Annotated in this window: 10 protein-coding genes and 1 tRNA gene; 7 read left to right on the top strand and 4 right to left on the bottom strand. The window is 56.4% G+C overall.

Going from position 1 to position 15,398, the window contains the following annotated elements:
• Positions 1 to 6 precede the first annotated feature (6 nt).
• From dxs to CBB91_RS01055, 6 genes are all read left to right on the top strand, one after another.
• Positions 7 to 1,929, top strand: a complete 1,923-nt coding sequence (gene dxs, locus CBB91_RS01030; RefSeq protein WP_035553289.1) for a 1-deoxy-D-xylulose-5-phosphate synthase — start codon at positions 7 to 9, stop codon at positions 1,927 to 1,929.
• Between the two features lie 55 nt (positions 1,930 to 1,984).
• A complete protein-coding gene (locus CBB91_RS01035) occupies positions 1,985 to 2,596 on the top strand; it encodes a hypothetical protein (RefSeq protein WP_155841901.1) in 612 nt (203 codons plus the stop codon).
• Between the two features lie 94 nt (positions 2,597 to 2,690).
• Complete coding sequence (locus CBB91_RS01040) at positions 2,691 to 3,335, top strand: hypothetical protein (protein ID WP_035553295.1); 645 nt, start codon at positions 2,691 to 2,693, stop codon at positions 3,333 to 3,335.
• 200 nt (positions 3,336 to 3,535) lie between these two features.
• Positions 3,536 to 5,275, top strand: coding sequence for a class I adenylate-forming enzyme family protein (locus CBB91_RS01045; RefSeq protein ID WP_273011197.1), 1,740 nt, complete (start codon positions 3,536 to 3,538; stop codon positions 5,273 to 5,275).
• Positions 5,276 to 5,288: 13 nt separating this feature from the next.
• Positions 5,289 to 6,302 (top strand): aldo/keto reductase, encoded by a 1,014-nt coding sequence (locus CBB91_RS01050; RefSeq protein ID WP_273011200.1) that lies wholly within the window; start codon positions 5,289 to 5,291, stop codon positions 6,300 to 6,302.
• Positions 6,299 to 6,988 carry a DUF938 domain-containing protein gene (locus CBB91_RS01055; protein ID WP_273011201.1) on the top strand — a complete coding sequence of 230 codons (690 nt, stop codon included), beginning with the start codon at positions 6,299 to 6,301 and terminating at the stop codon, positions 6,986 to 6,988. Before CBB91_RS01050 ends, CBB91_RS01055 begins: the two co-directional genes overlap by 4 nt.
• Here CBB91_RS01055 and metG read toward each other — a convergent pair.
• Positions 6,979 to 8,706, bottom strand: coding sequence for a methionine--tRNA ligase (gene metG, locus CBB91_RS01060; protein WP_273011204.1), 1,728 nt, complete (start codon positions 8,704 to 8,706; stop codon positions 6,979 to 6,981). The genes CBB91_RS01055 and metG overlap by 10 nt on opposite strands.
• 227 nt (positions 8,707 to 8,933) lie before the next feature.
• Entirely contained in the window at positions 8,934 to 9,407 is a 474-nt protein-coding gene (locus tag CBB91_RS01065) for a hypothetical protein (protein WP_273011207.1), read from the bottom strand.
• Between the two features lie 241 nt (positions 9,408 to 9,648).
• On the opposite strand from CBB91_RS01065, the gene CBB91_RS01070 reads away from it, so the two are divergent.
• Positions 9,649 to 9,724 (top strand) — tRNA-Thr (locus CBB91_RS01070).
• A 1,589-nt stretch (positions 9,725 to 11,313) separates the two neighbouring features.
• On the opposite strand, the gene CBB91_RS01075 is transcribed toward CBB91_RS01070, so the two are convergent.
• Positions 11,314 to 12,720, bottom strand: a complete 1,407-nt coding sequence (locus tag CBB91_RS01075) for an O-antigen ligase family protein (protein WP_273011210.1) — start codon at positions 12,718 to 12,720, stop codon at positions 11,314 to 11,316.
• 1,189 nt (positions 12,721 to 13,909) lie between these two features.
• Positions 13,910 to 15,398, bottom strand: a 1,489-nt coding sequence (locus CBB91_RS01080) for a polysaccharide biosynthesis tyrosine autokinase (RefSeq protein WP_273011213.1), incomplete at its 5' end; no start/stop codon positions are given.

Below are 15,398 nucleotides of genomic sequence, written 5' to 3' on the forward strand. Positions count from 1 at the left end.
TTTGTAATGACCGATGCCCGACCCAACCGTTTGCTGGATGCAATCAACTCACCAGACGACCTGAAAGACAGGTCGCGCGGGGAATTGAAGCAGATTGCCGATGAGTTGCGCGATGAGGTGATCGATGTCGTTTCAGTGACGGGTGGTCATCTGGGATCAGGTCTCGGGGTCGTTGAGCTGACACTGGCGATCCATTCGGTTTTTGACACGCCAGACGACAAACTGATCTTTGATGTTGGGCATCAATGCTATCCCCACAAGATCCTGACCGGGCGCCGCGATCAGATGCGTACTCTGCGCCAGCCTGGTGGACTATCTGGCTTCACCAAGCGCGCCGAAAGTGAATACGACCCGTTTGGTGCGGCGCATGCCTCCACATCGATTTCTGCGGGGCATGGGTTTGCGAAAGCGCGCGACATACAGGGCGCCGATACGCACGTCGTGTGCGTTATCGGGGATGGGTCGATGTCAGCTGGCATGGCGTATGAGGCCATGAACAATGCCGGGGCCGACAGGTCGCGGCTAATCGTTATTCTGAACGACAATGATATGTCGATTGCGCCGCCAGTTGGCGCGATGAGCAATTATCTGTCGAAACTGGTATCTTCGCGTCCCTATCGGGGGCTGCGCCGGATCGCGAAGAAAGTGGTTTCGCCCATGGGGCTGGAGAGCCCGGCACGGCGCGCGGAAGAGTATCTGCGTGGCTTCGCGATGGGTGGAACACTGTTTGAGGAGCTTGGCTTTTACTACGTCGGCCCGATTGATGGGCACGACCTCGATACGCTGATCCCGGTGCTTGAGAACGTGAAGGCCATGCGCGACGGACCGATCCTGATCCATGCTGTGACGCAGAAGGGCAAGGGATATGCTCCGGCTGAAAACTCCGCCGACAAGTATCACGGCGTATCGAAATTTTCGGTGGTCACGGGCGAACAGTCCAAGCCGAAGCCCAAGGCCCCCAACTATCAGAAAGTGTTTGGCCAGACGCTGACGAAGCTTGCGGAGACGGATGAGAAGATCTGTGCCATTACTGCGGCTATGCCATCTGGTACGTCTACGGATATTTTTGCAAAGCGTTTCCCTGATCGCCACTTCGATGTGGGCATTGCCGAGCAACACGCGGTAACGTTTGCCGCTGGCCTTGCAGCTGATGGCCTTAAGCCGTTCGCAGCGATTTACTCCACCTTCCTGCAGCGAGGATACGATCAGGTCGTTCATGATGTGGCGATCCAGAAACTGCCTGTTCGCTTTGCGATTGACCGCGCCGGCCTCGTCGGAGCGGATGGCGCGACGCACGCTGGCAGTTTTGATATTGGATATCTCGGCGCGTTGCCGGGAATGATCTGCATGGCGGCCGCTGATGAGGCCGAACTTGCTCGGATGGTTGTCACGTCAGCGCAGATTGATGATGCCCCGTCAGCCTTTCGGTATCCACGCGGTGAAGGCACAGGCGTTGACGTGCCTGAGACCCCAATGCCACTCGAAATCGGGAAAGGACGCATCGTTCGCGAAGGCACCACAATTGCCATCCTTTCCTACGGTACACGTCTGGCAGAAGCGGAGAAGGCGGCAGAAATGCTCGCCGCTCAAGGTCTTTCAGCGACGGTTGCGGACGCGCGCTTCGCCAAGCCATTGGACGCTGATCTTGTCGAGCGGCTAGCAAAGGAGCACGAGGTTCTGATCACGGTCGAAGAAGGCGCCACGGGTGGCTTTGGCAGCTTCGTTCTGGAGCACCTCGCCCGTGTCGGAGCGCTCGATACGGGGCTCAAGATTCGCCCGATGACGTTGCCGGATACATTCCAGGACCAGGAAGGCCCCTATCAGATGTATGAGACGGCTGGACTGAATGCGCGCCACATCGCGGCAAAAGCGATTGAAGCATTGGGCCGGGGCGACATTGCTGAAATCAACCGGCTCGCCAGCGCCTGATACCTGTCTGAAAAGCAATTTGCGGCGTGTGCCGAACCGGTCTTATGTGCCGGGCATGAGACGCTATCCCATTTACATATCGCTGGCCGCCGCAGCGCTGCTCGCTGCGTGTGCAACTGCCCCGGAAGCCGCTGATACCGGGCCACCGCCAGAGGCCGTTATTGCCGAGGCGCTATCCGAAACGAATCCCTTTGAGGCCGAAGCGCTTCTCTCTGATCTGTTGGCGCGCAGCTCCCTGACTACCGAACAGCGCGTGCAGGCCCTCTATCATCGTGGAAGCCTTCGCCGTCAGGATGCAGATGACCGGGAAGGCGCGGTTGAGGATTTCGAGGCCTTGCTGGCGCTCGCGCCCGATCACTCGTTGGCGCCCAATGCACAGACCGAGTTGGATTATGTCCGCACCGATATCGAGGAGATCAAGGCGTCTATGAACCGGTTCCTCAATTTGCCGGATTGGTTCGATGGAACGTGGACGCTCGGCCAGCACGAGCAAGCGGTGACGCGTTATCGCACTTCCGGACTGGCCCCGACACCCGAACAGGTTCAGACCCTGATCCAGGCTGGCTATATCTGCGAAGCAGACAGCCAGGAAGCGCGCCTTCATGATTTTGGTGAAGACCGTGATGATCTTGCTGGTATGGAATGGTGCGATGCACCGACCAGCTGAAAGGTCACACAAAATCCACAATACCGCCCTGTGCCTGATCGTCTTCTACGACTAGGACTGTAAGCAGTCGTTTTTTGTCCCGTTGGAGATACTCATGATTCGATCCGGTCTTTTCCTTGCTGCCTCTGCGCTTGTGCTCGCGGCATGTTCCAGCGCGCCTGCCGCCACCGAAAGGGCGACAACGCCTGTGGTGCAACCCGCGTCTGGCTTCGCAATGGCCATGACCACGGTAGAGGGGCTGAAAGAAGCCGGTAACACGCAGACGGCAATTGATCGCCTGACCCAGTTGACCGGTGATCCAGACCTGTCCCGCGATCAACTCGCTAAGACCCTTTTGCGCCGTGGTGAACTGCGCATGAGCCCGGAAGGCTATGACGTCATGGGCGCGGTTGAGGATTTCGAAGAGATCGTCAACACGCTGGACGATACTACGTCCTATGCTGAAGCCCAGACATTGCTTGGCTCCGCGCAAGGCGCTGAAGCAGCGCTGATCGAACAGCTCAATCTGCCGGAAACGACCCGGCAGGAGAAGTTCGACATTCTGATGCGTCTCGGACGTCATGAGGATGCGATTGATCTGATGATTGCGAGCGATCTGACGCCCGATAACCAAACCCTGATTGCCATGTTTCAGATTGGGTACCTGTGCGAAGGCGACGAATTGACCGGTCGTGGCTACGACGCCGTCGAGCCAGACGGCACGGCGCATACGCTGCGGTTCTGCGACTTCGGCAAATAAAACAAGCTAAAACAATGTTCTTTTTGTCGCCGTTTGTGTGCGATCTCTTCGTGAAGAGATGTGGGTGCAAGCGGCGACATTGCTTCAGCATCGTAGCGGACTGTTGCTCGCGAAAAATTGTCGGCTGAACGCTCAGTTTTTCCTTCAATAGTCGGGTCTGGCGTGATTGTGTGGACAAAACACACATTCAGAGGAAACCCATGCCCGCAGATACGTTGCCGAACTGGCCCGCCATGTCCATCGCCCAAGCGAACGAGATGTTGGCTGGCGAAGGCTCTCCCCTCGAACTCGTTGATGGCGTTGTCGATGGTGTCGAGATGAAGCTCTACAAGAATGCGCCGCCATCCGTGCCGCTCGTGCTTCAGTTGGCAAGCATGCAATATGCGGATCGGGACTACATCGTCTATGAAGACGAACGCGTCACTTTCTCGGCGCTCGCCAAGGCTGTTGTGAAGCTGGCGGGGGTCATGAAGGACACTTATGGCATCGAAAAGGGTGACCGCGTTGCGGTGATCATGCGGAACTACCCGCAGTGGCCCGTTGCGTTCTTTGCCGCCTCCATGATCGGCGCAATTGCGACGCCTATGAATTCCTGGTGGACCGGGGAAGAGCTGGAATATGGCTTGTCTTTTGCGGGCGTGAAGCTGGCAGTCGTTGATCCACAAATCTATGAGCGCATCCGGGCTGAGTGGGAAAACCTGCCAGAGTTGAAGAATGTGATGATCGCCCGCGACCCTGATGGCGAGTATGGAGATCCGCGGGTTTCCCAAATGGAGACCCATATTGGCGGCGCAAATGATTGGGCAAAACTGCCGGATGTTTCCTGGCCCGCAATTGATGTGGGGCCGGATGACGACGCCACAATCATGTATACGTCGGGCACGACGGGCAAGCCGAAAGGCGCGCTGGCGACCCATCGCGCGGTCGTATCAAACATGTTCAATGGCATGACCTGTCAGGCGCGCATGTTCCTGCGCCGCGGTGAGCCAGTGCCGGAGCCCGATCCGAACGAGCAGCGCGCAACTTTGCTCGCCATTCCATTTTTCCATGCGACCGGCGCGTTCGCGATCATGATCCCGTCGNTGCTGCGCGGCGACAAGATCGTGTCGATGTACAAATGGGATGCTGGCAAGGCGCTGCCGATCATCGAAGCAGAAAAAGTGACCGCCGTTGGAGGCGTGCCAGCGATTGCCTGGCAACTTCTGGANCATCCGGACAGGGACAAATATGACCTGTCTTCAATTGCGGCCATTTCGTATGGCGGTGCGCCGTCTGCACCNGAGTTGGTTTCGACNATCAAGAAGCGGTTTCCGGACGCNGCCCCCGGTAATGGNTGGGGCATGACGGAGACATGCGCAACGGCCACGCTCAATATCGGCGAAGACTATGTAAACCGTCCGGGAAGTGCCGGTGCGCCGCCCAAAGCCGTNTCGCTGAAGATCTGTGATCCGGATGGCAATGAACTGCCGCAGGGCGAAGTGGGCGAGCTCTGGTGCAAGGGTCCGATGAATTGCAAGTCATATTGGAACCGACCGGATGCCACTGCCGAAACGTTCCGTGAGGGCTGGGTGGTCACGGGAGACCTGGCGCGTCTCGACGAAGAGGGTTTCCTCTATTTGGTTGACCGGGCGAAGGACATGTTGATCCGCGGCGGCGAAAACGTTTACTGCATTGAGGTTGAAAACGCGCTGTATGAACATCCGGCTGTCATGGACGCGGCTGTTGTGGGTATTCCGCACAAGGTGCTTGGCGAGGAGGTTGGCGCCGTCGTACAATTGAAGCCAGGCATGCAGGTGAGCGAGGATGAACTGCGCGCTCATGCGGCAGGCCACCTTGCCGCGTTCAAGGTGCCGGTCAAGATTCTGTTCATGAGCGAACCACTTCCGCGCAACGCGAATGGCAAGATACTGAAGCCGGTATTGCGCGAGAAATTTGTTTAGCAAGGAAGATTCGATGACATCCAAAAGACGTATCGGCGACCGGGAAGTNTATCCGGTCGGGCTCGGCTGCATGAACATCACGCATGCCTATGGTCCTCCCATGGACGAGACCGAGGCGAAGGCCTTGCTCGTACGTGCACTGGATATCGGTTACGACTTTCTNGATACCGCTACGCTATATGGCTTTGGTCGTAGCGAGGAGTTGATTGGCGAGGCGCTGAAGGACCGTCGCGATAGCTACTTCCTTGCCAGCAAGTGCGTGCTTGGGTTCAAGGACGGCCAGCGTACGCTGGACGCGCGCCCTGAGACGATCAAGGCAGCGTGCGATGCCAGTCTCAAGCGGTTGCAGACTGATGTCATCGATCTTTATTACATGCACCGTCCCGATCCGAATGTGCCTATTGAGGATTCGGTCGGTGCTCTGTCCGAGCTGGTGGCGGCGGGAAAGATCCGGATGATTGGTCTTTCCGAAATGGGGGCTGCAGATTTGCGACGGGCGCACGCCGTGCACCCTATTGCAGCCATGCAGAGCGANTATTCNCTTTGGGTGCGCAATCCGGAGATTGCNATCAAGGCTGCCTGCGAAGAGCTGGGCGTTGCGCTGGTGGCGTTCTCGCCGGTCGGGCGCGGCTTCCTCGCCGATCCGCCGGTAGACCCGGCAAAGTTTCATGAATCCGATTTGCGCGGATCCATTTTCCCGCGATTTGATCCGGAAAATTATGCGGCCAATTTGCCTTTGCTTGACGAAGCGCGCGCTTGCGCGGCGGAGGTCGGTTGCACGGTGGCGCAGCTTGCCTTGGCCTGGACGATGGCGAAGGGCGACAATATCCTGCCTATTCCCGGCACAACCAGCCTTCAGCATCTGGAAGAGAACTGGNGCGCTGGCCAGATTGAGTTGTCTGACGACATGGTCGCGCGCCTTGATGCTTCTTTCCTGCCGGAGAAGGCAGTCGGGCCACGCTATAGTCCTATGGGACAATCGGTGGTGACGACCGAGATGTACCCGTTCGAGCGCGACCAGGCGTGAGCGCTTCCGATAAGGACTATCCCAAGTCGGAGCAGGGCAAGCCGGTGGCGTTGGAACAGCGCGGCGAAGAGACCGATGGTCGCCGGTATTCGCCATCTGTCGCGCGCAATCGCGATCCTATCCTCCAGGTTTTCCGCGACCATGTTGCGCAGACTGGGCACGTTCTGGAAATTGCCTCCGGTACGGGGGAGCATGGCGCTTATTTGACAAGCAATCTGGCAAACCTTCGCTGGACCTATTCAGATATCGACGCCGACAGTCGCCGGAGCCAGCAGGCTTGGGCTGCAGCAGCTGGACATGACCGACTTNACGGGCCNTTCGTGGTGGANGCCAGCCAGAGCGATTGGGGCGATGCCGAACGACCCGACCATTGGNANGTTGTTGTTTCCGTCAACATGATCCATATCGCGCCCTTNGAGGCGGCACTTGGCCTGATCTCGGGGGCGGGACGATTGCTGAAACCGGGTGGCAAACTGTTCCTGTATGGTCCCTTCGCGCGGAATGGCGAGATTGCGCCCTCTAATGCTGCCTTTAACGAGAGTTTGCAGTCCCGTGACCCGACATGGGGCGTGCGAGACCTTGATCAACAAATCGTACCAATGGCCGAAGAGGTGGGGCTGAGTGTGACGAACATCATCGAGATGCCCGCCAACAATCTCAGCGTCGTGTTGCAGCGTCAGGCCTGATCGCCACCGAAGCGTGCGGTCCATTCGGCAACCTGGTCATCCTCGATCTTCTGGAAGAGGACGTCTGGAGCGGAAACATTCATACCGTGTGGAAGACTATCAAGAAGCGCGGAAATGTCCCTGAACTGGAAGCTGCGATGCTCGTCGGGAATCCCGAGGGCGTCGAGGATCTTCTTGCCGGCATCCGGAATGATGGGCAGGGCCAGAATGCCAAACAGGGCGGCAAGGTTCAGCCCGGTGCGCACACCTACTGCGGCGGCGTCCACATCCGTCTTGTACTTCACCCAAGGCTCAGCCTTCGTAAGGTACTCATTGCCNGCGGCCCAGATAGCGCGTGTCTCAGCGGCGGCCTTGCGGAATTCCATCGCCTCATAGTGCGCGATCAGGCGAGGCAGACGTTCCTCCAGCTCGGCAATCATCCACGCTTCAGCGTCGCCCGGTGAGCCGGCATTCGGCAGTTTGCCGTCAAATTTCGACACCGTGTATTTCGTGATCCGGTTCACAAANTTACCGAGCACATTTGCAAGGTCCGAATTGATCGCTGACTGGAAGCCTTCCCATGTGAAGGCGGCGTCGGAGCCTTCAGGTGCGTTGGCAATCAGGTACCAGCGCCAATAGTCGGCTGGCAGCAGTTCCAGAGCCTGGTCCATGAAGACGCCGCGCTTGTTTGAGGTCGAGAACTTTCCACCATACCAGGTGACCCAGTTGAACGCCTTCAGCTTGTCGACCGTTTTCCAAGGCTCGCCGGAGCCGAGCAGCGTGACAGGGAAACTGACTGTATGGAAGGCGACGTTNTCCTTTCCCATGAACTGGACGTATTCGGTCTGGTCCGCGCCCTTGTCCGTGCGCCAGAGGGCCTCCCAGTCATTGCCGGTTGCCTCGGCCCATTCTTGTGTCGCGGCGATGTATTCAATGGGCGCGTCGAACCAGACGTAGAAGACCTTGTCCTCAAACCCTTCGCGAGGATTTCCATCGGCGTCCAACACTGGCACGCCCCAGGCGAGGTCCCGCGTAATGGCACGGGCGATCAGCCCTTCGTCCAGCCACTTATTGGCGATCGAGACGGCGAGGCTTGGCCATTGAGCGCCTTTGCTGTTCACCCATTCGCGGATTTTCTCCTGCATCTTGGTTTGCAGAAGGTAGAGATGGTTTGTGTCGCGAATCTCGATGTTGCGGCTGCCTGAAACCGACGAATACGGGTCGATCAGATCGACCGGGTCTAGCAATCGTCCGCAATTATCGCATTGATCGCCGCGCGCCTTTTCAAACGCGCAAGTCGGGCAGGTGCCTTCAACATAACGATCCGGCAGGAAGCGACCATCATCGACGGAATAGACCTGTTTCGAGGTGCGTTCTTCAATCAGGCCATTCTGCTCCAGAACACGGGCAAAATGCTGGGTCAGCGCGCTGTTTGCCGGGCGGGAAGAGCGACCGAACCAGTCATAGGACAGGTTGAAGCCTTCGCCGGCCTTGCGCTGAATTTCGTATTGTTCGTCGCAATAGGCCTGAACACTCATGTCGGCTGCCTGAGCGGCGAGCTCCGCCGGCGTGCCATGCTCGTCCGTCGCACAGATATAGGTCACATCATGGCCCATCAGACGCATCACCCGAGCATACACGTCAGCGGGCAGCATTGAGCCGGCCAGATTGCCGAGGTGCTTGATTCCATTGATGTAAGGCAGGGCGGAAGTAACGAGGATGCGCCGGGTTTGCGTCATGAAAGTGAGGTCTTTCCCAAATTGCGTTGCAGGCGAGGCCGGGCGGAGCACCGGTTGCCCTGCACCTTTTAGCGATGCGCGCGCGAAAGGAAAGAATTGTGACGCCTGAAATAACACCGGGGTGACGGGCACAAAAAAGCCCCGGACACGCTGCAAGGGGCATCCGGGGCGATCGGCTTGCGGGATGCGGTGAGAAATCCTGCAGGCCTTGGGAGGAAACTCTGGTCTTAGAGACCGTAGCCTTTCGAGGCGGTGACCGTCAGATCGACCCGGCGCGCCATTGGCAGGCTGGTCGTTTCGGCAGGGTCACTTACGACTGCAGGCGCGAAATTCATGCGGACATCGCGGGCGCGGATCCCGCGCGCATTCAGCGCTTCGAGGACAATAGCGGCGCGGGCTTCGGAGAGCGTCGTAGAGCGCTCGGTATCTGTAGAATCAGCTGATATGACCTTGGCCTCGATATTGGAGATCGAGCAGCCGGCGAGCCTGTCTCCCGCAGTGTTGAGAGAGCGGACAGCATAGGAAGACAGCACGGCTTCCTGGTTCGAGAAATACACCGTGATTTCAGTGTCTTCGCAGGAACGTTCGAAGGGAACATGAACTGGCTCCAATGGCGGAGCCTTGGGGGCGTCCGACATGGCGGGAAATGTGAGCGCGATGGCGCCGATGCTTAATCCGGCAAGAATTTGAGCGCGTTTCATGATCCAGTCTTCCTTCAGGCTGCTCGTGTCGACTGACACCCATCAACACCACATCTGTGCGTGTGGTTTCATTACAGCCTTGATAGTCTTGAACTGGGGCGGAAATGTGCGCCTCTCTGGGCGAATGGGGCAAAGACGAGGTGATTGGAAGAATTCATCGTTTGAGCGCGGGGAGTGAATTTCACTGGAACAGCCGCTTGCGCCGCGGCGCTGATCGAAGTAGTGACTGCGTTTCCAGCGTGCCGGCTTAGCTCAGCTGGTAGAGCATCTGATTTGTAATCAGAGGGTCGGGGGTTCGAGTCCCTCAGCCGGCACCACTGGAGCTTTCTCTACAAAGTAGCGAATTTGAAACAGCTGCAGATGTGCCTGTGCATGGTGATCGTGCAATCGAAATTGCTGTGACCACACCGTGACATTCCTGCCCTTCCAGGCCGGACATCATCGCAATGATGAGGCGGTCAGGAAGGACAGGGGCGGGGGATTTCGAGATGGGNGCCAATTAAGATTTCGGGAGGCGGCGCATCTCAGGCGGAGTCGCGAAATCTTACGCCGGCTTCGAGCCCTTTCTGCCATACAAGTTCACACTCACGGACTTCCGGACAATTGGAATTTGGATTCGAGATTTCGACGGTGAAGGAAGACGGGCACGGCCAGATCGTGTGGGTTTCCAACTTTAATCCGCTATCTGACATATTCAGAATACGGATATCCATTGTGCAGCGGTCTTCGTTGAACCGTATCCGCCCACACTTCAATGTTCGCCGTCGATGAGATCTTCTCGTTTCCACTTGGTANTTGCTCCCCCCGACCAAACTATTCACTGCCTGAGCCTCGCCAATGTGCGTCTACACGTGCCTATGACTGCAGACTGAATTTTGGAGGGCCTAAGCGGGATCGTAAACTGACCCGTAACCGCTACACATTTGGATAGCCGCGAAAACCCTATGCTTAATCTGGCGATACTCAGGAGGGTGTGACGATTGCGGGTGCCCCATAATGGCGGTCCATTCGGGAATGCCTGTTGCTTCAAGGTTTGACTATGTCGACCATCGTCTAGATGCCCTTGGAGTTGGGAAGGGCTGCGCGCGTCTCAAATTGGCGGCATATGCGGGGAAATTGGATGCGTGATTTGCAGTGTGAGGAGGGGGCGCCCAAGCCGGGGTTNTGGTTTCGATGGATGCTATACCTTCTGAAGGCAACTGGAACAGCATTCTTCCTGCTGATTATATGGTTGAGTATAGGGCTNGAGTGGCGCGTTTCTCCAAACCATATGTGGATAGACAAAGACCGCCACTTTCTTGCTTTCTATGCCTTGTCGCTGCTGGCTCTTGTCACAATCACGAAGAGGGCTTGGTGGTTTATCGTAATGACTCTCGTCATATTGGCTGCCGGGATCGAGGTCATCCAGCCCTATTTCGGTCGCCAACTGAGCGTGTTGGACTTTCTGGCAAGCTGCGCAGGTGTATTTCTGGCGTTCTTGCCCGTTCCTTTGTGGCGACTGAGACAGAAATTTAAAATGGTGTAGCGACCGCGTGAATATTTAGTTCAGCCCGGGCGAGGGGGACCCATTTGGGGTGCCGAGCAGGGAGGTAGTGGCGAATGCAAAAACTATGTACCCAGAAGTCGACTATCATTTGGAGGGGCAAATGCTGATCTTCTATGCTTTCCTGGTTTCTNTGTGTTTTGTTGGCTCGTTTGCGTTCCTCATAGGTGCGTGGTGGGCAAGCGATCATGCCAAAGAACGTCGGATGAAAGAAATCCGTTCCGGATATACTGAGATCACTACAGGCAATACCTGATTTGATCTGTCAGTGTCGGCCAAGGTCAAGGGAGGCTGGTTCGACAGGGGTGGATACAAGTGAGTGGTGCTTGAGTTTTCAGATTGCGAAACTCTTGCACCCCCGGTTCAGATTTCGATACCGCGCGCGGTGCGATTGCGTGTGCTGGATGGTCGTCGCGAGATAGCCAGCGTCGCCAAACCTTTCGGCCAAACAGCAAGAATGAAGCAAGCCGTCAGGACAACGAGGATGGCAGGAGTTCTGGCNGGGTAATCAACAAGNCTGTGAAGCAGCACAACCAGACAAGATACAGTNGCTGCACGGCGNAGAGGACTGTCCGNGTCTGGAGATTCTGTCCAGGTTCTGATCGTGACTTTCAGGTAAACTGCAAGCNCGACAATCATTGCAAGAACACCCAGAATGCCGAGTTCGATTGCAACTTGTAAATACTCATTATGCGCATGGTTTATCCACACGGATTTCACCGTGTTGGGATCTTCGTAGAGCATGAATACATTTGAGAACGTGCCGAGTCCCGTGCCAAACATCCAGTGATCCTTCAGCATTTCGATTGATGTCGGCCAAACGATCTCCTGACGTCCTTTGTCTGTTATCGAGAAATCTGCGAATGCCACTCCTTCAAGGGCTGGGGCATTCACGGCGAGCAGTATGGAGCCCGCGACACTCGCCACAATCAATACAAGGCTTCCGATGGCTGCTCGTCTAGAAAATGAGTTGTGCAGGATGCAAAGCGATAGAATGCTGACAGGCAGGATGAGAATGTAACTTGCGCGTACACCTGCTGCCCAGATTGCAGATAGGAAAAGTATCAACAAAGCCCCAAGTATGGTCTGTCGGAAAAAGACGTGCTGTCGTGATCGATTGGGGGCTGTGCGCCGTCCCGACATGCCGGCCAACAGGGGAAGACACATAAGTAGCAAAGTCACCTGATGGTTGGCGTTCGCGAAGAATCCCGCTGCTGGATCATANGGGAGAAGCCCTGACAACAACGCTCTGAGGGGGCTCATGGGGACGACCATGAGTAGTCCCAAAAGCGCGCTCGTAGCCCCGCATATCAGTATACCCCACGAGATGGTCTGTGGCCCGGATTCATTTCCAAACGCCGCAACCAGTAGGATGAATGTGATTGGAATGAGGGTCGCCAGCACGGCTCTGGACGTTTCCTGCCCCGAAAAGCTCACAGGCATATTCGGGAGGGAGCTGATGCCCAGGTCGAGCAAGTCTGAAGCAATCACGTCACGACCGGGCAGGGATTCCCACATACCGGCAGGCAAAGGCAGAAGCTGCAGGATCGGCCATACGGCGATGGCAAGAAGCGCAGCAACAATGATCATCGCAGGTCGATGCCGCATCGGAGATGTTGCGGAATAGATTACGCCAGCGATCAGGATTGTGGAAATCAATTGAAGCCACAAATGCGGCAACTGATCCTTGGCACTCGAACCGCCGAGAACAAGGCAGAGCAAAAGGTATGCGCCCGGGAGGGCGGTCGCGGCGGCTTTGCGAAATGACATTATCAGGGCACGCCTCTGTCAATTGCTGGCGTTATGGTCACTTCATGAACGATTGTCCGCGCGCTAGTCGGAAACGCGCCGCCCATTCCAAAAAGTGCCAAATATTGAAAGTCGCAGGGAGCGTCGGCCGGTATGCTGAAAGACGTCGTGTAGGTATGCCGGACCGGCAACAGGTCCTTCACATTGAGATAGTCAATCCTGCTGCCGTCTATGCAGGATACTTCCCAGCGGAAATACCCACCTTCCGGAGACATGTGCCCACTCATGGCGGCCGATAGGGAGTGGGGGCCTGGGGGCAAAGAAATTGCTTGCCGTGCGAGCCATACGCGGCTGCGGCCGGGAAAGGAAGCTGACAGACCGCCTCGAGCCTCAAGACGCGTATGGGTNGGATTNTANAGCCAATTGAATGGGCGCGGTGCAGATAGTCCGAGGAATGAGGGATCAAAAGGAGCCGTNGCGGTGCTCCGGNCATCAGGGCCCACGAATGACTGAAATGCGAAATGTGCGCCAGCCCAATTTCCTTGATCCGTGAGTTTCTCCAGAAAAGTGCTCTGGTTTTCTGGAAACGCACGAGCCAGAGCCATGAGCAAATCATTGTCATCGCTTTGAGCCATGATCTTCAGAGATGTCGTTCGGCCCCAGGTCGGACGCTTGGCTATTGCATCCAAGAATGCCTGGCGCCCTAGAGCAGATAGGCCGATATCCGCGAGTATGCCATCATAGGTTTCCCTTTGGGGGCTATCCAGAAGATAGAGCCTGTCCAGCGCAGCTATCGCTCCTTCGGCGTCGCCCTGCCGAGCGGCCAAAGTCAGTCGCGCCTTCCACGCCAATTTATTGCGTGGAGCGCGNTACAGAATGCGAGTGCTGAGGTGTTGTACCGCTTCATGATCAGAATTCGCGAGTGCTTCAGGCAGCATTGCGATGTATGGCAACGCATCCAACGGCTCCCGCACTGCCAAAGCTTGGATGGCAGCGGTATTTACGGGTGTATCGCTCCCCAGACTTTTTACCAGGCGACTTTTAGCATGTTCCGCTGTGAGGGCCATGCCTGCCAGTCCTGATATCTCTTCCCCGGGCGCGGTGCTGGAGAACCGCAATTGTGACACAAGCAGAAACCCGATTGCGAAACAAATGATTGCCGTGAGGATCGAGAAAACACCGCGCCAATTCATGTGCTGCCTTGGCGACGTCAGTCGTCTAGTTGATCTTTGAACAGCGTGATCTTGCGAGATTGTCTCTCTGTGCGAGCGCTCGGCCGGGCATAATCGTACGCGCCCGGGCCGTAATTGTAGTAGTAATAGCCGTAATCATAGCCAACTTTGCGCGCATCAAACTTGGTGAGGATGGCGCCAACGGTTTGTGCGTGTGTAGACACCAGACGATCCAGTGAACGACGTATGGTGATGCGTCTAGACTTTCCTGAGCTGATGACAACCACTGTTGCGTCGCAAGCCGCTGCCAATAAGGGCGCATCGGCAAATCCCAGCACGGGCGGNCAGTCAACGATCACAATATCGAAAACTTGTTTCAACTGTTCCAGAATTTCGTTGAGTCTGTGTCCGGATAGAAGTTCTGCCGGATTCGGTGGAATACGGCCCGCTGGCAGCAGGAACAGATTTTCTGTCGGACCGGCAATAATGTGCTCCATCGCATCGGCGTCTGACGCAAGCAGTCCTGACAGACCGATAGAGAGATTGCGGTCCACGACGAAGCTTGGCCTGCGCATATCTGCATCAATAACAAGCGCACGCTGACCGCTCCGCGAGAATGCCAGACCCAGCCCCACGGCGCAGGTGGATTTACCTTCCGCCTGAGACGCACTTGTCAGGGAGAGACAGCGTGGAGCTCCGGAATTCGTACTGAACAGGAGGTTGGCGCGAATTGAGAAATACCCTTCAGCAAGTGAATCCTTTGGATTCTTCATCATGTCCTGCACAAGATCAGAGCTCTTGCTTGCCACGGGTACGATGCCGATGATTGGAAGTCCGAGTTTTGAAATCAGTTGCTCCGGAACACGGATGGTATCGTCGATGTACTCCCAGAGGATGGCAAGACCGATACCGGCAGCAAGACTGAGTATGGTCGCAAGCAGAAGGTGTTTGCCGAGGCTNGGCTGGAAGGGATGAGTTGGAGCGATCGCCCGGTCAACCACAGATGCCTGGCTGGCACCAATCCCTTCTGCGGTTGTCAATTCTTTCAGTCGGGTCAGTAGAGCATCATATTGAGAACGGTTTGTCTCGACCTGCCGTTCCAGGATGCCATANTGAACACTTTGAGTACGAAGTTCGATCAGCTTTGTTTTCAGTTCACCAATTCGCTCGCGCAGCGATGCTTCTTTGGCCTCGGCGGCTCGAAAGCTGGTTTCCAGTGCATCGACAATTCGGGTGCGTTCAGCTTCGATCTCTCGATCCGTCAGTTCAATACGGCGCTTCAACTCCGTCATTTCTGAATACTCAGGACGGTAAATCTCGAGCTTGTTCTGGTATTCAGTGTCCAGTTGGAAGCGCTGCTCCCGCAACTTTTTCAGGTCCGGGCTGTCCAAAACGTCGAGGGTGATTGGGCTATTTTCCGCTTCGATATATTTCTGATACGCGGCAATGCGTTCGGATTCTGCTGTTGCGAGTTCTTTGTTCAGGGTAACGATGGTCTCGCCATCCAGGGAAAAGATGGAACTGTTG

The organism is Hyphomonas sp. TMED31 (assembly GCF_002172815.1).
GTDB lineage: Bacteria > Pseudomonadota > Alphaproteobacteria > Caulobacterales > Hyphomonadaceae > Hyphomonas > Hyphomonas atlantica.